At 72.4% G+C, this 17025-nt stretch carries 19 protein-coding genes; 7 read left to right on the forward strand and 12 right to left on the reverse strand.

The window, feature by feature from the left end:
- Positions 1 to 33: 33 nt before the first annotated feature.
- Positions 34 to 1476, reverse strand: a complete 1443-nt coding sequence (locus ACFVU2_RS00735; RefSeq protein ID WP_387869874.1) for an MFS transporter — start codon at positions 1474 to 1476, stop codon at positions 34 to 36.
- Here ACFVU2_RS00735 and soxR point away from each other — a divergent pair.
- Positions 1475 to 1969, forward strand: coding sequence for a redox-sensitive transcriptional activator SoxR (gene soxR, locus ACFVU2_RS00740; protein ID WP_387869876.1), 495 nt, complete (start codon positions 1475 to 1477; stop codon positions 1967 to 1969). The genes ACFVU2_RS00735 and soxR overlap by 2 nt on opposite strands.
- A gap of 34 nt (positions 1970 to 2003) precedes the next feature.
- Here the strand turns inward: soxR and ACFVU2_RS00745 are convergent, their stop codons facing one another.
- From ACFVU2_RS00745 to ACFVU2_RS00765, 5 genes are all read right to left on the reverse strand, one after another.
- Positions 2004 to 2987, reverse strand: coding sequence for a LacI family DNA-binding transcriptional regulator (locus ACFVU2_RS00745; protein ID WP_387872371.1), 984 nt, complete (start codon positions 2985 to 2987; stop codon positions 2004 to 2006).
- Between the two features lie 149 nt (positions 2988 to 3136).
- The gene (locus ACFVU2_RS00750; RefSeq protein WP_387869878.1) at positions 3137 to 4456 is read right to left on the reverse strand and encodes an APC family permease; all 1320 of its coding nucleotides are present in this window, start codon (positions 4454 to 4456) and stop codon (positions 3137 to 3139) included.
- A 40-nt stretch (positions 4457 to 4496) separates the two neighbouring features.
- Positions 4497 to 6608 (reverse strand): ArnT family glycosyltransferase, encoded by a 2112-nt coding sequence (locus ACFVU2_RS00755; RefSeq protein WP_387869880.1) that lies wholly within the window; start codon positions 6606 to 6608, stop codon positions 4497 to 4499.
- 4 nt (positions 6609 to 6612) lie between these two features.
- A complete protein-coding gene (locus ACFVU2_RS00760) occupies positions 6613 to 7863 on the reverse strand; it encodes a glycosyltransferase (RefSeq protein ID WP_387869881.1) in 1251 nt (416 codons plus the stop codon).
- Between the two features lie 112 nt (positions 7864 to 7975).
- Positions 7976 to 8179: a cold-shock protein gene (locus ACFVU2_RS00765; protein WP_387869883.1), complete on the reverse strand. Its 204-nt coding sequence runs from the start codon at positions 8177 to 8179 to the stop codon at positions 7976 to 7978.
- Between the two features lie 92 nt (positions 8180 to 8271).
- On the opposite strand from ACFVU2_RS00765, the gene ACFVU2_RS00770 reads away from it, so the two are divergent.
- The 3 genes from ACFVU2_RS00770 to ACFVU2_RS00780 all read left to right on the forward strand — a co-directional run bounded on the left by ACFVU2_RS00770 (position 8272) and on the right by ACFVU2_RS00780 (position 9291).
- Complete coding sequence (locus ACFVU2_RS00770; RefSeq protein ID WP_387869884.1) at positions 8272 to 8676, forward strand: arsenate reductase ArsC; 405 nt, start codon at positions 8272 to 8274, stop codon at positions 8674 to 8676.
- A gap of 101 nt (positions 8677 to 8777) precedes the next feature.
- Positions 8778 to 8999 (forward strand): hypothetical protein, encoded by a 222-nt coding sequence (locus tag ACFVU2_RS00775; RefSeq protein ID WP_387869886.1) that lies wholly within the window; start codon positions 8778 to 8780, stop codon positions 8997 to 8999.
- A gap of 85 nt (positions 9000 to 9084) precedes the next feature.
- Positions 9085 to 9291, forward strand: a complete 207-nt coding sequence (locus ACFVU2_RS00780; protein WP_021764467.1) for a hypothetical protein — start codon at positions 9085 to 9087, stop codon at positions 9289 to 9291.
- Between the two features lie 39 nt (positions 9292 to 9330).
- On the opposite strand, the gene ACFVU2_RS00785 is transcribed toward ACFVU2_RS00780, so the two are convergent.
- Positions 9331 to 9600, reverse strand: a complete 270-nt coding sequence (locus ACFVU2_RS00785) for a hypothetical protein (RefSeq protein WP_387869889.1) — start codon at positions 9598 to 9600, stop codon at positions 9331 to 9333.
- A gap of 61 nt (positions 9601 to 9661) precedes the next feature.
- Positions 9662 to 10783: a glutamate--cysteine ligase gene (locus tag ACFVU2_RS00790; RefSeq protein WP_387869891.1), complete on the reverse strand. Its 1122-nt coding sequence runs from the start codon at positions 10781 to 10783 to the stop codon at positions 9662 to 9664.
- Positions 10784 to 10904: 121 nt separating this feature from the next.
- Here ACFVU2_RS00790 and ACFVU2_RS00795 point away from each other — a divergent pair, with 121 nt between their 5' ends.
- Positions 10905 to 11738 (forward strand): hypothetical protein, encoded by an 834-nt coding sequence (locus ACFVU2_RS00795; protein ID WP_387869892.1) that lies wholly within the window; start codon positions 10905 to 10907, stop codon positions 11736 to 11738.
- Between the two features lie 7 nt (positions 11739 to 11745).
- Here the strand turns inward: ACFVU2_RS00795 and ACFVU2_RS00800 are convergent, their stop codons facing one another.
- Complete coding sequence (locus tag ACFVU2_RS00800) at positions 11746 to 12837, reverse strand: DUF5937 family protein (protein ID WP_387869894.1); 1092 nt, start codon at positions 12835 to 12837, stop codon at positions 11746 to 11748.
- 100 nt (positions 12838 to 12937) lie between these two features.
- On the opposite strand from ACFVU2_RS00800, the gene ACFVU2_RS00805 reads away from it, so the two are divergent.
- Positions 12938 to 13150, forward strand: coding sequence for a hypothetical protein (locus ACFVU2_RS00805; RefSeq protein WP_387869895.1), 213 nt, complete (start codon positions 12938 to 12940; stop codon positions 13148 to 13150).
- On the opposite strand, the gene ACFVU2_RS00810 is transcribed toward ACFVU2_RS00805, so the two are convergent.
- The 3 genes from ACFVU2_RS00810 to ACFVU2_RS00820 form a co-directional block, all read right to left on the reverse strand.
- Positions 13140 to 13556, reverse strand: a complete 417-nt coding sequence (locus ACFVU2_RS00810; RefSeq protein ID WP_387869897.1) for a VOC family protein — start codon at positions 13554 to 13556, stop codon at positions 13140 to 13142. The two genes, ACFVU2_RS00805 and ACFVU2_RS00810, sit on opposite strands and share 11 nt — an antisense overlap.
- Positions 13557 to 13597: 41 nt before the next feature.
- A complete protein-coding gene (locus tag ACFVU2_RS00815) occupies positions 13598 to 14761 on the reverse strand; it encodes a cystathionine gamma-synthase (protein ID WP_387869899.1) in 1164 nt (387 codons plus the stop codon).
- Between the two features lie 67 nt (positions 14762 to 14828).
- Positions 14829 to 16193, reverse strand: a complete 1365-nt coding sequence (locus tag ACFVU2_RS00820) for a cystathionine beta-synthase (protein WP_387869900.1) — start codon at positions 16191 to 16193, stop codon at positions 14829 to 14831.
- Between the two features lie 64 nt (positions 16194 to 16257).
- On the opposite strand from ACFVU2_RS00820, the gene ACFVU2_RS00825 reads away from it, so the two are divergent.
- On the forward strand, positions 16258 to 16926 hold the full coding sequence (locus ACFVU2_RS00825; RefSeq protein ID WP_387869902.1) for a metal-dependent transcriptional regulator: 669 nt from the start codon (positions 16258 to 16260) through the stop codon (positions 16924 to 16926).
- The last annotated feature ends 99 nt before the right edge of the window (positions 16927 to 17025 follow it).

The raw sequence follows: 17025 nt of genomic DNA on the forward strand, positions 1-17025 counted from the left end.
AGTACCAAAACGATACCAGTGATGCACGGCCCGTCAGCGACGGATGATGCGAGGCCCGACCAGCCAGGCCAGCACGCACAGCACGCCGGTGAAGGCGAACGCCCCGGCGAAGGGCGCCGCGCCTCCCGCCGCGCCTCCCAGGGCGGCGAAGACGATGGCGGTCGCGGCCAGCGAGATCGCCGAGCCGATCGAGTCGGCGATCGAGAGGGCCGAGCTGTTGAAGCCCTGGTCCTCGCGCGTCGAGTACTGCAGGGTCAGCACGCCCAACCGCGGGTAGAGGAACCCCATCCCCGCCCCGGCGAACGCCCAGCCGACGACGACCACGGGCGGTGGGAGGTGGAAGACGGCCGTCGCGATCAGCGACCCGACCGCGATCGACAGGCCGAGCGCGCCGAGCCACACCACGGTGCGGTTCCGCAGGCCCTCGAACCGGCCCTGCGCCCAGGATGCCGCCGCCCAGCTGAGCCCGGCCGCCGTCAGCGCGAGACCGGCGAGCGCCGCGGACAGCCCGTACTGCGTCACGAGCAGCAGCGGCACGTACACCTCTGCCGCGAAGAACGTCCCGGCGACGAGGGCGCGGGTCAGGATGACGCTCGGGAGGCCTCGCGCCGCCCGCAGGGCACGCTTCGGCAGCAGGGGGCGGATGGCGAGGACGGCCACGACCGCAGCGATCGGCGGGAGGATCCACTGGACCGGGCCGCTCGCCTCGGCCGACAGTGTCAGGACCAGCACGGCCGCAGCCACGAGCACCGCCCAGCCGATGCGGCCGAGGTCGCGCGGCGGCACGGCGTCTCCGTCCGCCGGCCCGTGCACGCCGCGCATCGCGGGCACGACCATCAGCATGGCGAGAACGACCAGCCCCACGACGCCGAGGAACACCCAGCGCCAGCCCACGCTCTCGGCCAGCAGACCCGCAATGAGCGGTCCGATCAGGGAGGGCACCACCCACGCGGCGGCGAATCCGGCGAAGATGCGCGGATGCAGCCGTGGCGGATAGACGCGGGCGACGATCACGTAGAGCGAGACGGTCAGCGCGCCGCCGCCCAGGCCGTGGATGAGCCGGCCGGCGACGAAGACGGGCATGAGCTGCGCGGTCCCCGCCACCAGCAGGCCGATCGCGAAGAACACCACCGAGGCGAAGAGCGCGGAGCGCGGGTTGCCGCGGTCCGACCAGGCGCCCGCGATCACCATGCCGACCACGCTCACCGCAAGCGGCCCCGCGAAGGCGAAGGCGTAGAGCGAGGCGCCGTCGAGCTCACGGCTCACGGTCGGCATGATCGTCGTCACGGCGAGCGCCTCGAACGCCGCGAGCATGATCAGCAGGCACATGCCGATGCTGACCCAGCGATACGGGCCGCTGAGCACACCGCCCGGCGGAGAGCGGTCGGCGGGCGACTCGTCCGGTGCAGGAGGGGCGGCGGGCGCCGCGGGGGTCGGGGCGCCGACGGCGTCGGCGTCGAGGTCGCGGGAAGTCATGTCCCCGAGCCTAGAACCTCAACTATGGTTGAGGTCAATGACCCCGGCGGAACCCATCCTGAGCGTGGGCGACGTCGCTGCCCGCAGCGGCGTCGCCGTCTCCACCCTGCACTTCTACGAACGGCAGGGTCTCATCGCCAGCGAGCGCACCGCAGGCAATCAGCGCCGGTACCGTCGCGACGTGCTGCGGCGCATCGCCTTCGTGCGCGTCTCGCAGCGGGTCGGAGTGCCGCTGGCGGACATCCGCACCGCCCTCGACTCGCTCCCGGAAGGGCGGACGCCGACCAAGAAGGACTGGGCTCGGCTCTCGGGCCTCTGGCGCGCGGAGCTCGACTCCCGCATCCGCGACCTGCAGCACCTGCGCGACGACCTGACCGGGTGCATGGGCTGCGGCTGCCTCAGCCTGCGCACGTGCGCGCTGCAGAATCCCTCGGACGCGCTCGGCGCGGAGGGCGCGGGCCCGCGTCGATGGGTCGACGACTCGGACGTCTGAGGCCGCCGCGCCTCCGCGCCGCCGGTCCGACGGCTCAGCGCGGACGAGCGGTGGAGGCCCGCACGATCAGATCCGGGAGGATGCTCTCGGCGCTCGGCTCCGACCCGCCCTCGATCTCGGCGACGAGCCGCTCGACGCTGCCCCGGCCTAGGGCGGTGAAGTCCTGCAGGACCGTCGTGAGAGGCGGCCAGTAGTGCGCCGCTTCGGGGATGTCGTCGAAGCCGACCACGCTGAGGTCGTCGGGGATGCTCCGGCCCAGCTCGTGGGCGGCGTGGTAGACGCCGAGCGCCATCTGGTCGTTCGAGGTGAAGACGGCCGTGACGCTGCGGTCCGCCAGCAGCTGCAGTGCGGCGCGGTAGCCGAACTCGGCCGTCCAGTCGCCGTGCGGCACGACCGGGGCCGCGAGCCCGGCAGCCGCCAGCTCCTGCTCGTAGCCCGCGCGCCGCGCCTGCGCCTCGAACCACGCCTGCGGACCGGCGAGGTGGGCGATCGTGCGGTGCCCGAGTTCGATCAGATGCCGGGTCGCCGCGCGTGCCCCCGCGACCTGGTCCACCGACAGCTCGCGGTCGATGCTCGCGCTGCCGCTCTGCAGGGTGAGATAGGGCACGCGGAGTCGCGCGGCGGCGATCTGCTCGAGCACGACCTCCTGCGGCGCGATCACGATGATGCCTTCGACCGCCTGTGCGAGCAGGTGGTCGAGGCCCGCTTCGATGCCGGCGGGCGTCAGATCGGCCAGCTGGGCGACGGCGATGTAGTAGCCCGCCTCGCGTCCCGCGTCCTGGATCGCGTTGATGCTCGACACCGGCCCGTAGAGCGCCGCGGCCGAGGTCGACAGCACGCCGATCGTGCGCGACCGGGCCGTGACCAGCGCCCGTGCGGCGCGGTTCGGCCGGTAGTCGAGCTCGTCCATCGCGCGCTGCACGCGTTCGCGCGTCGCGTCCCGGATGCTGGCGTGCCCGTTGATGACGCGCGAGACCGTCTGATGCGAGACACCGGCGAGCGCGGCCACGTCGCGCATGCTCGATGCGCGCGGCGGATGCGCACGGCCCGCCGTCCCCTCGGCGTGCTCGTCTGCCGTCACGGCGTCCCCCTTCGGATGCGCGCCGTCCACCCGGCGCGGGATCCCCTCATTATGCGTTACGACGGGACCGGCGGCGGAAGCGGTCGTCACGCGCCGCGTCGGGCGGGCGCCGCTCGGCGGCTGCGGGAGGCCAGAGCACCGACGACCACGGCGACGATCGCGACGCCGGCGGGGAACACCAGATGCCATCCCGCCAGCACGAGCAGGCCGGCGGCGAACACGCACGAGAGCACGGCCATCCACCAGCCCACCGACCAGCGCGGCAGCAGCACGACGGCCGCGGCGACGCCGAGCCCGTAGACGGCCGCGGCGATGCTGGTGTGCACCAGGATGAACGGCTGCAGGTCGCCGCTGGCGAGCACGACGACCGAGTAGGCGGCCATCACGACCGCCGAGAGCAGGAGGCCGCGTCGCGCGACCGCGCCGTTCTCGACGCCGCGGCCGAACCAGCGGGGCAGGTCGCCGTCGCGCCCCATCGCGGCGCCGAGCTTCGAGAACGCCGCGAGGTAGGCGTTGAACACACCGGTGACGACGATCGCCGCGATCACCGCGACCACGGCCCCTCCCCCGGCGCCGGTCGAGACGGTGACCAGGTCGAGCAGCGGGACCTCGCTCGTCGACGCGGCGTCGCCCAGCACCAGCACGGTGACGGTCTGGATCGCCAGGTAGGCGGCGGAGACGATCACGAGTGCCAGGGCGGTGGCGCGCGGGATGTCACGTCGCGGGTTCCGGAACTCGCCACCGATGCCGGCGACGGCCTCCCATCCCGCGAACGCCCAGATGTAGAGGCTCATCGCCAGCCCGACGCCGCCCCACCCGTGCGGGAGGAGCGGCTGCAGGTGGGCGGTGTCGCCGTGCGGCGCCGCCGCCGCGAGCACGAAGACGAGCACCGCCACCAGGGCGCCCGACAGTACGAGCTGGACCGAGGCGGTGAACCGCACGCCGAACGCGGAGACCCCCAGCGGCACGATCATCAGCGCCACCGCGATCAGGACGGTGCTCACCGTGTCTCCACCGACCACGGCGACGACGTACCGGGCGGTCATGAGGGCGGCGATCGGGGCCCCGATGGGCGTGCCGAAGAAGAACCAGTACGAGACGATGCGGGCGGCGGTCGGACCGAACGCACGCCGGGCGAACGTCGCGACGCCTCCGGCATCGGGATGCCGCCGGGCGAGAGCGGCGAAGGTGGCCGCGAGCGGCACCGAGACGAGGGCGAGCGCGGTTACCGCGAGGATGGCCCCCGGCCCTGCGACGGAGGCCGCGAGGGCGGGGAGCACCAGGATGCCGGTCCCGAGCACCGCTGCGACATACAGAGCGGTGCCTCCGGCCACTCCGAGGCGGCCGTGCGGGGGTGCGGCCGGGCCGGCCGCGGGCGCGCGCGTGAGTGGGGGCCCGTCCGTCATGTCTCCATGATGGCCCGGGCCCCCGACAGTCACGATCCGGTCACTCGGTGAGGTCGTACACCGTCACTCCGTCGACCGTCTTCGCGGTGTAGTTCTGCTCCACCCAGCTCGAGATCTCGCTGGAGGCGCTGCTGCCGCCGTTCGACTGCCCCACCCCGCCGGCGATGAAGTAGTGGATCTTGCCGGCGGCGACGTACTGCTCGAACTGCGCCAGTGTGGGCGACGGGTCCGAGCCGTTGAAGCCTCCGATCGGCATGACCGCCTCTTGCGTCGCGAGCTGATAGCCGGCCGCCGAGTTGGAGCCGATCGCAGCGGCGACCCATGTGTACGAGGAGGCGTCGGCCTTCAGCATGGCCGAGAGCTCGGACCCGACACTGCTGGAGGAGAGCAGCGAGCCGCCCCCGCCTCCCGCGCCGCCCGGAGCGGTCTGCGTGCCGGTGCCTCCCGTGGTCGTGCCCCCGGTCGTGCCGCCCGTGGTGCCGCCGGTGGTCCCACCGGTCGTGCCGCCCTGGGTCTGGCCGCCGAAGCCGTTCGGCGGCGTGCCGCCCTGACCGCCAGGGCCGCCCTGACCGCCCTGGCCGCCGAAGCCGCGGCCCGCGCCGCCGCCCGGGCCGCCCATCGAGCCGGCCACCGTCGGCCCGGCCGTGACGATCGAGCCGGTGTGCCCGGTCGTGACGGTCTGGATCGTGTAGGCGAACGGTGCGAGCAGCCCCGCGACGAGCGTGGTCGCGATGGTCGCCGTGCGCAGCGCACGGCCGCGCTGCGGCAGCAGGAGGAGGGCGGCGGCGATGACCGAGAGCACCACCACGACGACCTTGAGCCACGGGAGCCAGTCGGTCGCGCGGTCCAGCAGCACCCAGGCCCAGACTCCCGTGCCGAGCATCACCACGGCGGAGAGGATCCGCACCCAGAGCCGATCGCGGGCTCCCCACGCGGCGGCGGCGCCGATGCCGACGACTCCGGCCAGGGCCGGGGCGAGGGCGACGGTGTAGTAGGCGTGGAAGATGCCGGCCATGAAGCTGAAGGCGACCGCGGTCACCACGAGCCAGCCGCCGAAGAGCAGCAGCGTGGCGCGACGGGCGTCCGTCCGCGCCATGCGACGGCCGAGCACCAGAGCGAGCACGAACAGCACGAGCGCCGCCGGGAGCAACCAGGTGATCTGGCCCCCGATCTCGCCGTCGAACAGGCGGGTGATTCCGGTGGCGCCCCACATCCCGCCGCCGGTCGTGGCGCCGCCGCCTCCGGTGACGCTCCCCGTCTCGTTGCCCGTGAGGCGACCGAGCCCGTTGTATCCGAAGGTCAGCTCGAGGAAGCTGTTGGTCTGCGAGCCGCCGATGTAGGGCCGCCAGGAGGCCGGCACGAGCTCGACGATCGCGACCCACCAGCCGGCCGCGACGATCACCGCGCCGAGGGCGGCGAAGAGGTGCCCGAACCGCTTCCTCCACGAGATCGGAGCCGCGGCGAGGTAGACGCCGGCCAGTACCGGGAGGATGAGGAAGGCCTGCAGCTGCTTGGTGAGGAAGCCGAAGCCGATCGCGACGCCGGCCCAGACGACCCAGCGCATCCGGCCCGACTCGATGCCGCGCAGCGTCAGGTACGTCGCGAGGGTGAGGAGCAGCACGAGCAGCGCGTCGGGGTTGTTGAACCGGAACATCAAGGCGGCGACCGGCGTGATCGCCAGGACACCGCCGGCGAGCAGTGCCGTGCGGGCGGTGAAGTGGCGGCGGACCGTCGCGTAGACGAGTCCGACGGTCGCGACCCCCATCAGCGCCTCGGGAACCAGGATGCTCCACGAGCTCAGACCGAAGATGCGCACCGAGAGGGCCATGATCCACAGACTCGCCGGCGGCTTGTCGACCGTGATCGAGTTGGCCGCGTCGCTCGAGCCGTAGAAGAAGGCCTCCCAGTTGACCGATCCCGCCTGCACGGCGGCCGAGTAGAACGAGTTGGCCCAGCCGCTGGCCGCCAGGTCCCACACATAGAGCAGGAGCGTGACGCCCAGCAGGCCGAGCAGTGCCGGACGCTCCCAGGCCGCGGCGTCCTCCCGCCCGCGGACGAACCGCCGGAGAGCGCTGCGCATGCGGCCTGGAGGGGCCTCGGTCGCGGGGATCGCCGCCACGGGCGTGGAGGCGGTGGTCGTCGTGGTGGTCATGATGTCACTCGCTTTCGCTGGTGGTGAGGGAGAGGGGCCGGGCGGCGGGATGCGTCGCCGGCGGGGCGGGTGCGCGGCGGGAGGCCCGGAAGACCCAGAGCCGAAGGAGCACGAACCGCACGAGCGTGGCGACGAGGTTCGCCACGGTGAGCACCACCAGTTCGAGCCGTGCGGAGGCATCGGGCACGAACGCGTGCAGCCCGAGGAGGGAGCCGCTCGTCAGCACCCAGGCGATGCCGAAGACGATGAGTCCCTGGAACTGGTGGCGCACCATCCCGGGCCCGCTCACCCCGAAGGTGAAGCGCCGGTTGGCCCAGGTGTTCGCCACGGCCGTGATCAGCAGCGCCGCGAAGTTCGCGACCTGCGGGACGACCACCGCCTGGAGCAGCAGGTAGAGCAGCGCGTACGCGACGGTCGACAGCACACCGACGACGCCGAAGCGGACGACCTGCCCGAAGAAGCTCGGCTGCCGGGGAGGGGCGAACGGACGGCGCCCCAGTTCGGCGTAGATCGACTCGACCGGGATGCGGCCGCGCGCGATGCTCGTGCCGACGCGCACCATCCCCTTGACGTCCTCGACGGCGGTGCTCACGATGTCGACCGAGCTCTGCGGATCGTCGACCCAGTCGACCGGGATCTCGTGGATGCGCAGCCCCGAGCGTTCGGCGAGGATCAGCAGCTCGGTGTCGAAGAACCAGGCGTCGTCCTCGACGAACGGCAGGAGCCGCTCGGCGACGTCCTTCCTGATCGCCTTGAAACCGCACTGGGCATCGCTGAATCCGACCGACATCGTGCGCCGCAGCAGCAGGTTGTAGCTGCGGGAGATGAACTCCCGCTTGCCGCCGCGCGTCACGCGGGAGGTGCGGCCGAGCCGTGTGCCGATCGCGAGGTCGGAATGCCCCGAGAGCAGAGGGGCGACCAGTGGCGGCAGGGCGGCGAGATCGGTGGAGAGATCCTCGTCCAGATAGACGAGCACCTCGGCTTCGGAGGCGCCCCACACGTGTTTCAGCGCGCGACCGCGCCCCTTCAGCGTGAGGTGCACCGCGACGACACCGCTCAGCTCGGCGGCGAGCCGGTCCGCGATGGCGGACGTCTCGTCGGTGCTGGCGTTGTCCGCGATGGTGATCCGCCAGGTCTGCTCGACGGCGTCGGTCAGATAGGCGTGGAGACGGCGGATGGACGACTCGAGCGTCGCCTGCTCGTTGTACACGGGCACGGCGATGTCGAGCGAGAGGGTGGCGGGTTCGTACGACATGCGCACAACCCTCGCGCCGTTACTTCGCCGTGACCTTTCGCGCGCCTATGCGTGGTTCATGCGTTGTCTGCGGGGTTGCTATGCCTCGCAGACCGACTCTCGAGCGGTCGCGTCAGGAGGGTCGGATGTTCGACGCCTGGAGGCCCTTCGGGCCCTGCGTCACCTCGTACTCGACGCGCTGGTTCTCGGTGAGGTTGCGGTAGCCATCGCCGGCGATCTCGCTGAAATGGGCGAAGACGTCGGGCGAGCCGTCGTCCGGGGCGATGAACCCGAACCCCTTCTCCGAGTTGAACCATTTGACGGTGCCAGTTGCCATCGTTCTCTGCCTTCTCTTCTGCACGGGTCACGGGAACGACCCACGGCCAGTGTCCCCCAAGCGCGGCTGAAACGCGAGTATTCTGCTTGTTCGTGACCTCCCGCATCCCGACCGTCCTGTTCGTCTGCGTGCACAACGCCGGACGCTCCCAGATGGCAGCCGGCTACGTCCGCAATCTCGCGGGCGACCGGGTGCGCGTGCTCTCGGGCGGCTCGGAGCCCGCCGCCGGCCTGAACCCCGCCGCCGTCGCGGTCATGGCCGAGGAGGGCATCGACATCGCACGCGAGGTGCCGTCGATCCTCGAGACGGAGCAGGTGCGCGACTCCGACGTGGTGATCACGATGGGCTGCGGCGACGCCTGCCCGATCTTCCCGGGCAAGCGCTACGAGGACTGGGAGCTGGAGGATCCGGCCGGCCGGGATCCCGAATCCGTCCGGCGCATCCGTGACGACATCCGCGGACGCGTCGAGGGGCTGCTGCGCTCGCTCGAGGTCTGAACGCCCGGCAGCGGCAGCCCCTTCCCACGGCGCCCGCCGACGCCTACCATCCAAGCCAGCGGCGGTCGCCCGATGCGTCGCTGGGCGACAGGAGGCCGGCGATGACCGACGCGGAGGAGCAGCTCCCCGAGACGCCCTCGGGAGAGCCGATCGACGTGGATGCGATCGCCGAGGGCGGCGGACGCGGGCCATACGACGCCGACGGTTTCGTCGAGCCCGAGCACGACGAGACGGCGGACGACGAGACGGCGGACGACGACGAGGCGGTGCGCGACGAGGAGTTCGACGGCGTGGACCTGAACCGAGACGATCCGTACGACTGACGTTCATCCGGCACCCCTTGTCCCCCGGCCGTGTACCCCGCTAGGGTCGAGCCAAGCAAGCTGCACGTTCGGGGAGGGGTGCCGCGTGACGACCTATGAGACGCCGATCGGTAATGCGCCGAAGGCAGGGCAGGACATCCATCTCGTCCGGTGGGTTCATCGGGCGGACGGGTGGAGCAGCGAGACGCTGCTGTGCACCTACCTGGCCGGCACTCCGCACGACTGGATCGTGGAGTCCCGCGGCCAGCGCGTGGAGCTGCCGCGCGAGGAATGGGCGCAGTTCGCCTTCTGACCGTCCCGGTCGACGCGTCTGCGGCTGCGCCGCAGGGCGTCAGAGTCCTGCGTGCGCCGCGAGGTAGTCGACCGCCGCGCGCCAGTCGACCGAGGGGATGCCCTCGCCGGCCTCTTCTTCGCCGGGCACGCGCGCCACGAACGTCGGCCACGGTTCGCCGTCCGGATGCTCCTCTTCGACGAGCCCCAGGTAGTCGCCGCCGTAGTAGACCTCCCACGCCGCCATCGAGGTCGGGCTGTACATGAGGGTCAGCGGCAGGGAGCCGTAGGTGTAGACGGCGTGCTGGTGCGCGAGCTGCTTCTCCGTCATGTTCGGCAGGATAGGCGTCTTCCCTCCGAGGCGGAAGGGACGATCGCCGTGCCGGCCGCGCTCAGGCGACGTCCCGGTCATCGCCGTCGTCGTCTTGAGATTCCTCGTGGGTGGCGGCGACCGCGGCGGCGACCACGTCGCGCATCCGGCCGCGACGGGCGAAGGCCGCGCGCTGCCGGCCCGCGCCCCCTCCGGTGCGGACGATCCGGGCGAGCCCCCGCCTCACCAGGGCGAGGTCCCCTGTTCGCTCCAGCGCGGGCGTGGTGTGCGCCAGCAGCGCGGCCAGCGCGTCCGCGGCCGAGCCGGCGAGGCCGGTACCGGGATGCGGGAGCCGCCCGCTCACACCGGTGAGGGCCGCCTGCCATTCGGCGAGCCGCAGCGCCGCCGACGGCAAGGGGATCGGAGGCTCCCCGGCACGCCACTGCGCCGCCGCCGTCTCGACGAGCGCGCGGACGAGGGCCGCCAGGACGACCGTGTCGCGCGCATCCAGGCAGACGTCGGCCACCCGCACCTCGATCGTGGGCTGCTTGTGCGAGAGCCGGGCATCCAGGTAGAGCATCCCCTTGTCGAGGATCACCCCGGTGTCGACCAGCAGCCGTTCGAACCGGTCATACGCCTCCACCGATCCGAACACGTCGGTCGGACCGGCGCTCTGCCACTGGTGCCAGACGACGAACCGGTAACTGGCGTGGCCGGTGTCGACGCCACCGGCGTACGGCGAGTTCGTCGTGAGCGCGAGCAGTACCGGCAGCCACACGCGGATGCGGTCCAGCACCGCGACGCCCTCCTCGCGCGACGCGATGCCGACGTGCACGTGGCACCCGCAGACCAGCGTTCCGCGGGCCGTCACTCCGTAGCGCTGCATCATCTGCTCGTACCGGTCGTCCGTCGTCGCGTGCGGGCGCATCCGCAGGGGCGACATGGCGAGCGCGGCGGCGCGTGCTCCGTGCGGCCGGGCGAGCCGGTCGGCGAGCTCGCGCCCGGCGACGATGTCGGCGAGGAGCGCGGTCATCGTCTCGCACGGCCTGGTCTGGGTCTCGATCATCTCCTGCTGGATCTCGGCGCTCACGGCGGGGCCGCCGCCGGCGTCCGGGGCGTCCGCCAGGGCGAGGGGCGCCACCGGCGACGCGGCCCCGCGCGCGTCGACCAGCAGGAGCTCCTCCTCGACCCCGACCGTCCTCACGGCACCACTATGCGCACTGGTCTCGGACGGCGGCAATCCCTTGACGATGTGAATCGGCCGTGTGCGTCGATGGGTCCGGCAGGTCGTGACGCGAGGGCGCCCGGACCCTAGACTCGGCGGCATGACGGCTCCCGACGCATCCGCTCTCACCGCCCTCTGGAGCTCCGCCGTCGCCGGGGATCCGGCCCGCGTCGAACGGGCGCTCGGCGAGAACAGCCGGCTGCCCGGCCCCCGTGCCGACCTGGAGCTCGCCGGGAGGTTCGCCGATGTCGTCGCAGCGTCACCCGAGCGCGACGGACCGGCAGTGCTGGCGCTGCTCGACGGCTGGCTGGCACATCCGCCGCGTCTCGCCGCCGACCTGCCGGAGCCGCAGCGCGAGTACGTCGCCGCCTGCGCCGCCCTCGCCGCAGGAGCCCTCGGCGGGGTGTCCCTGCTGAGCGGTGCGGCGGTCGACCAACGCTGGCGGGTGCGCGAGATGGCCGCGACCGGGATGCAGCGCATCCTCGATCGGGACTGGCCGGGCGGCCTGCGGGAGGTCCGGCGGTGGCTGCACGGGGACGACGCGACGGCTCTGTCCGACCGGGCCTTGTCCGCGCGGGCGTTGTCCGCCCGGGCCGCGGTCGCGGCCGTCGCCGAGCCGCGGCTGCTCACGCAGGCTCCCCACGGCGCGGAGGCCTGCACGGTGGTCGGCGATGCGATCGACCTGCTGCTCTCCGTCGCCGCCGGCGACCGCCGGGATCCGGACGTCCGGGTGCTCCGCCAGGCCCTCGGCTACGCCGTCAGCGTCGTGGCGGCCGCGGCCCCCGACGAGGGCATCCCGCTCCTCGAGCGCCTCGCCACCTCGGCCGATGCGGACGCCCGGTGGATCGCCCGCGAGAACCTGAAGAAGGCGCGGCTGACCAGACTGGGTACGGCATTGGACGTGGCGCGCGAAGCGTCGGCGCTGACCACCTGACGCCGCCTCAGCGCAGCAGCGCCTCCACCATGTCCCGGCCCAGGCGGGCCGCGGCGACGATGTCGAAGACGTAGACGACGTAGCGCCCGTCGCGGGTCGTCGTCACGAATCCCGCCTCCTTCAGGATCGCGAGGTGCCGCGACACCTCGGGGGCGCTCATCCCCCAGGCCTCGGCGAGATCGGCGGTGGTGTGCGGGCCGCGGATCAGGCTCCGAGCGAGGCGGAGCCGCACCGGGTTGTCGAGCGCGTGGAGGCGCTGCTCGATCACGTCGACGGAGGTCGGCGAGGCGGGCGCGGCGCCTCCCGCGACCGGATACTGGATGACCGGACGCCACCCGGGAGCATGGACGACGAGCAGATGCGGATGGCCGAGCACGCTCGGCAGGAACGTCACGCCGCGCTCGTCGGCGGCCGTCGCGTCGTCCTGCAGCTTGTCGACGACGATGCGGGCGCCGTCGTCGGCCACCGTCACTGCCGGCGACACCGTGTCGACCAGGCGTCGCAACCCGGAGGTGGCGAGCACGTCGTGCTTGAGACGTGCGTCGGCGGCGAGACGAGGCTGGAGCTGCCGCCACGCATCGGCGAAGAACGCGGCCTCGCAGTCCTCCAGCAGCCGGCGGATCATCGCGCGGGCACGGGGCGGGTCCCCCAGCACGTAGTCGACGAAGCCGATCTGACGGGGCCCGCGGGCGAGTGCCCGCTCGCGGGCGAGGTCCCGGGCCGCCGCGTCGACCAGCGGCGACCCCAGCTCGCGGTGGAGCGGCACCGTCCCGCAGCTGCTCGTGAGGAGCGCCGCCGACACCCAGGTCTCGTCGTCGAGCGCGTCCACCGCGTCCAGCTCGTCGGCGAGCGCCGCCCCCGGTTCGGCGGGCAGCAGCATGTCCGCCCGCGACGTGCGCCAGAGGAAGTCGGCGTCGATCAGGCGCTCGAGCAGTTCGGGCTCGACGGATGCGGAGACGGACGACACCCAGCCTCCCTGCGCCGGGTGGTGGGCCGGCTCCACGAGCAGGTGCACCGCCGACCCGAGCTCGGCCAGCGGGGACGGGGCGAACCGGTACCGCTCGGCCGGCACCCGGCTGACGTCGATCGAAACGCTCATGCCGTCATCCTCGCAAGGATCGGTCCGCCCGGGAGCGCGGATTGACGAAGATCGTCAATCGGAGCGCGTGCCGGCTCCGTTCTCGGCGAAGGTGGGCGCCATGACCATCAAAGAGCTCCGCATCCCGCACCCCGGCCCGCTGCTCCCGCGGGGGCTGCACCGACTGTTCGAGACCGTCCTCCGCAGGCACCGGGCGTGGATGCGGTCCGCGCCGATCCGCGCCGCCGCGCTCCGCCGCCGGCTCGACGACGCGGACGCTGCACGCATCGCGGCCGAGCGGGCCCGGCTCTTCGCGGGCGTGTTCAGACCGTGACGGTCCCGTCGTCGGCCAGCGCCCATCCGGGGTTGAACGCCACCTCCCAGACATGCCCGTCCGGGTCGGCGAAGTAGCCGGAGTAGCCTCCCCAGTCCGTGCGCTCGGCGGGCTTCAGGATGCGTCCGCCGGCGGCCTCCGCCTGCGCGAGCACGGCATCCACGCCATCCACGGTTCGCTGGTTGCACGCGAGGGCGATGCCGCTGAACGCGCCGTCGACCGGAGTGCGGGCGTCCGCCGCCAGCTCGCTGCGCGACCACAGCGCGAACGCCATGCCGGGCAGCTGGTAGAAGACGACGCCCTCCGGAGCGCTGGCGGGACGCCAGCCGAGGCCGTCCTCGTAGAAGGCGCGCGCCCGCGCGAGGTCGTCCACGCCGAGGGTCACGAGGCTGAGTCGCTGGTCCATTCCGCGACCCTACCCCCTGGCCCCTGCCCCGTGGATTGGAGTCAGCGGGTCAGCGCCTGGTCGATGTCGCCGAGCAGGTCGTCCAGGTCCTCGATGCCGACCGAGAGCCGGATGACGTTGTCCGGCACCTCGAGCTCGGTGCCGCGCACGGACGCGTGGGTCATCTCCGACGGGTAGCCGATGAGCGACTCCACACCGCCGAGCGACTCCGCCAGCTGGAAGACGCGCGTCGACTCGGCGAAGGTGCGGGCCGCCGCGGCGCCGCCGCTGAGCGCGACGGAGATCATGCCGCCGAACCCGCTCATCTGCCGCGCCGCCAGATCGTGGCCCGGGTGACCCGGGAGCCCCGGGTAGTAGACGGCGTCGATGCCCGCGCGGCCGACGAGCGCCTCCGCGATCGCCTGCGCGTTGGCGGTGTGCCGCTGCATGCGCACGTCCAGGGTCTTGATGCCGCGCACGGTCAGCCACGCGTCCATCGGAGCCGAGACGGCACCGGCGGCGAACTGGATGAACTGGACCTTCTCGGCCAGCTCCTCGTCGGCGAAGACCACGGCGCCGCCGATCACGTCGGAGTGACCGCCCAGGTACTTCGTCGTCGAGTGCACCACCACGTCCGCGCCGAACGAGAGCGGCTGCTGCAGAGCCGGGGAGGCGAACGTGTTGTCCACGACGACGAGCGCGCCGGCCGCGTGGCCGAGTTCGACGAGCGCGGCCAGGTCGCTGATCTTCATGAGCGGGTTGCTGGGCGTCTCGATCCAGAGGATGCGGGTGCGCTCCGTGGTCAGCGCGGCGCGGACGGCATCGAGGTCCGTGAGGTCGACGGTGGTGTTGCCGATGCCCCAGGCCCGGTGGATGCGGTTGATCAGACGGTGGGTGCCGCCGTAGACGTCGTTGCCGAGCACGACGTGGTCGCCCGGAGCGAGCACGGCGCGCAGCAGGGCGTCCTCCGCGGCGAGGCCCGAGGCGAACGAGAGGGCGCTCACGCCGCCCTCGAGCGAGGCGAGCAGGGTCTCCAGCGACGTACGGGTCGGGTTGCCTCCGCGGCCGTACTCGTAGCCGTTGCGCAGACCCCCGATGCCGTCCTGCACGAAGGTCGACGTCTGGTAGATCGGCGGGATGATCGCGCCGGTCGTCGGGTCGAACTCCTGGCCCACGTGGATGGCGCGGGTGGCGAAGCCCTGGTTCTGATCGTGCTCGGCGGTCATGGCGGTGTCTTTCGTGTCGGTTCGTCGATGTCGGAGCGGGGGCGCGGGGCGGAGGGCCCCGGCGGGGTCAGTCGCTGAGGTAGTTGAGCAGGTCCTGCCGGGTCAGCACGGCGAGCGGCTTGCCGTCCTCGGTCACCAGCAGGGCGTTGGCGGTGCCGAGCGCGGCACGCGCCGCCGTCACCGGCTCGTTCACGCCGATCAGCGGCAGCGGGTCGCCGGTGTGCTTGGCCACCGGGTCGCTCATGGCCGCGCGTCCGCTGAACACGGCGTCGACCAACGAGGTCTCGTCGAGCGCACCGGCGACCTCGCCCATCACGACCGGCGGCTCCGCGGTCAGCACCGGCAGCTGCGACACCCCGTACTTGTTCATGATCTGGATGGCGTCGCGCACCGTCTCCGCCGGGTGCGTATGCACGAGGTCCGGGAGGTCGCCGCGCTTGGACTTGATGACGTCCTGCACGGTCGACTCGTCCGGCACCTCGCTGAAGCCGTAGGACTGCATCCACTTGTCGTTGAAGATCTTGGCCAGGTAGCCGCGACCGCCGTCCGGGAGGATGACGACCATGATGTCGTCGGCGGTGAGGCTCTTCGCCGCACGCAGCGCGGCCACGACTGCCATGCCGCTGGACCCGCCGACGAGGATGCCCTCCTCGCGGGCCAGGCGGCGCGTCATGTGGAACGACTCGGCGTCGGTGACCGGGATGACCTCGTCGACCACGGTCGGGTCGTAGGCGGTCGGCCAGAAGTCCTCGCCGACGCCCTCGACGAGGTACGGCCGGCCGGTTCCTCCGGAGTAGACGGACCCTTCCGGGTCGGCGCCGATGATGCGCACGGCCCCGTCGGACACCTCCTTGAGGTAGCGGCCGGTGCCCGAGATGGTGCCCCCGGTGCCGACGCCGGCGACGAAGTGCGTCACCCGGCCGTCGGTGTCGCGCCAGATCTCGGGACCCGTGGTCTCGTAGTGGCTGCGCGGGCCGTTCGGGTTGGCGTACTGGTTCGGCTTGAACGCACCCGGGATCTCGGCCGTCAGCCGGTCGGAGACCGAGTAGTAGGAGTCGGGATGCTCCGGCGGCACCGACGTCGGCGTCACCACGATCTCCGCCCCGTAGGCGGTCAGCACGTTGCGCTTGTCCTCGCCCACCTTGTCGGGCAGCACGAACACGCACCGGTAGCCGCGCTGCTGGGCGATGAGCGCCAGGCCCACGCCGGTGTTGCCGCTCGTCGGCTCCACGATCGTCCCGCCGGGCTTCAGATGCCCGTCGCGCTCGGCCGCGTCGATGATGCGGCTCGCGATGCGGTCCTTGGACGAGCCTCCGGGGTTCAGGTACTCGAGTTTGACGAGCACCGTCGCCGCGATCCCCTCGGTCAGCCGGTTGAGCTTCACGAGCGGGGTGTCGCCGACCAGGTCTGTGATGGTCTCTGCGTACTTCACGGGGACAACGGTAACAGCGCGCGGCCGGGGGATGGCTCCTGTTACAGCCCGTAGACTCTCGTGCATGCCCGTGTCCGATCTCTCGCCCGTGGCGCAGGACTACCTGAAGTTCATCTGGTCCGCCACCGAGTGGGAAGGCGACCCGGTCACGGTCAAGCAGCTCTCCGAGCGGATGGGCGTGCGCGCGGCGACCGTCTCCGACGGCATCCGCCGGCTGACCGAGCAGGGGCTGCTGGCCCACGAGCCGTACGGGGGCATCGAGCTCACCGACGACGGCCGGCGGCACGCGGTCGCGATGGTCCGCCGTCACCGCCTCATCGAGACCTTCCTGGTGGAGCAGCTCGGCTACGGCTGGGACGAGGTGCACGACGAGGCGGAGGTGCTCGAGCACGCCGTCTCGGACGACCTGGTCGAGCGCATCGACCGCCGCCTCGGGTTCCCGGCCCGCGACCCGCACGGCGACCCCATCCCGACAGCGGACGGACAGCCCCGCCGCCCCGACGCGGTCCCGCTGCTGTCGGCGCCGACCGGAGTGGAGGTCGTCGTCGCACGCATCTCGGACGCCGACCCCGCCATCCTGCGCTACCTCGGCGAGCTGCGCATCGGTCTCGACACGGCGCTGACCGTGGACGAGCACCGGGAGTTCGCCGGCGACGTCACCGTGCGCACGGCGGAGTCCACGATCGTGCTGGGCGCGACCGCCGCCGCCGCGGTCTGGGTCGTCACCGCCTGATCCGCTTCGCGCCGCGCTGGCGGAAGTACCGGAGGACATCCCGACCGGCACGCCGAGCCGGCGCAGGCAACGGAGGACATCCAGCCTGGTTTCTCCCCG

Origin of the sequence: Leifsonia sp. NPDC058194 (assembly GCF_042883605.1) — a bacterium.
Taxonomy (GTDB): Bacteria; Actinomycetota; Actinomycetes; order Actinomycetales; family Microbacteriaceae; genus Leifsonia.

What these genes read in the sequence shown, in the direction of transcription:
- soxR (WP_387869876.1), top strand. Translation starts at nt 1,475, where the DNA reads ATGTCCCCGAGCCTAGAACCTCAACTATGGTTGAGGTCAATGACCCCG.
- ACFVU2_RS00735 (WP_387869874.1), bottom strand. Translation starts at nt 1,476, where the DNA reads ATGACTTCCCGCGACCTCGACGCCGACGCCGTCGGCGCCCCGACCCCC.
- ACFVU2_RS00745 (WP_387872371.1), bottom strand. Translation starts at nt 2,987, where the DNA reads ATGCGCGACGTGGCCGCGCTCGCCGGTGTCTCGCATCAGACGGTCTCG.
- ACFVU2_RS00750 (WP_387869878.1), bottom strand. Translation starts at nt 4,456, where the DNA reads ATGACGGACGGGCCCCCACTCACGCGCGCGCCCGCGGCCGGCCCGGCC.
- ACFVU2_RS00755 (WP_387869880.1), bottom strand. Translation starts at nt 6,608, where the DNA reads ATGACCACCACGACGACCACCGCCTCCACGCCCGTGGCGGCGATCCCC.
- ACFVU2_RS00760 (WP_387869881.1), bottom strand. Translation starts at nt 7,863, where the DNA reads ATGTCGTACGAACCCGCCACCCTCTCGCTCGACATCGCCGTGCCCGTG.
- ACFVU2_RS00765 (WP_387869883.1), bottom strand. Translation starts at nt 8,179, where the DNA reads ATGGCAACTGGCACCGTCAAATGGTTCAACTCGGAGAAGGGGTTCGGG.
- ACFVU2_RS00775 (WP_387869886.1), top strand. Translation starts at nt 8,778, where the DNA reads ATGACCGACGCGGAGGAGCAGCTCCCCGAGACGCCCTCGGGAGAGCCG.
- ACFVU2_RS00785 (WP_387869889.1), bottom strand. Translation starts at nt 9,600, where the DNA reads ATGACGGAGAAGCAGCTCGCGCACCAGCACGCCGTCTACACCTACGGC.
- ACFVU2_RS00795 (WP_387869892.1), top strand. Translation starts at nt 10,905, where the DNA reads ATGACGGCTCCCGACGCATCCGCTCTCACCGCCCTCTGGAGCTCCGCC.
- ACFVU2_RS00800 (WP_387869894.1), bottom strand. Translation starts at nt 12,837, where the DNA reads ATGAGCGTTTCGATCGACGTCAGCCGGGTGCCGGCCGAGCGGTACCGG.
- ACFVU2_RS00805 (WP_387869895.1), top strand. Translation starts at nt 12,938, where the DNA reads ATGACCATCAAAGAGCTCCGCATCCCGCACCCCGGCCCGCTGCTCCCG.
- ACFVU2_RS00810 (WP_387869897.1), bottom strand. Translation starts at nt 13,556, where the DNA reads ATGGACCAGCGACTCAGCCTCGTGACCCTCGGCGTGGACGACCTCGCG.
- ACFVU2_RS00815 (WP_387869899.1), bottom strand. Translation starts at nt 14,761, where the DNA reads ATGACCGCCGAGCACGATCAGAACCAGGGCTTCGCCACCCGCGCCATC.
- ACFVU2_RS00825 (WP_387869902.1), top strand. Translation starts at nt 16,258, where the DNA reads ATGCCCGTGTCCGATCTCTCGCCCGTGGCGCAGGACTACCTGAAGTTC.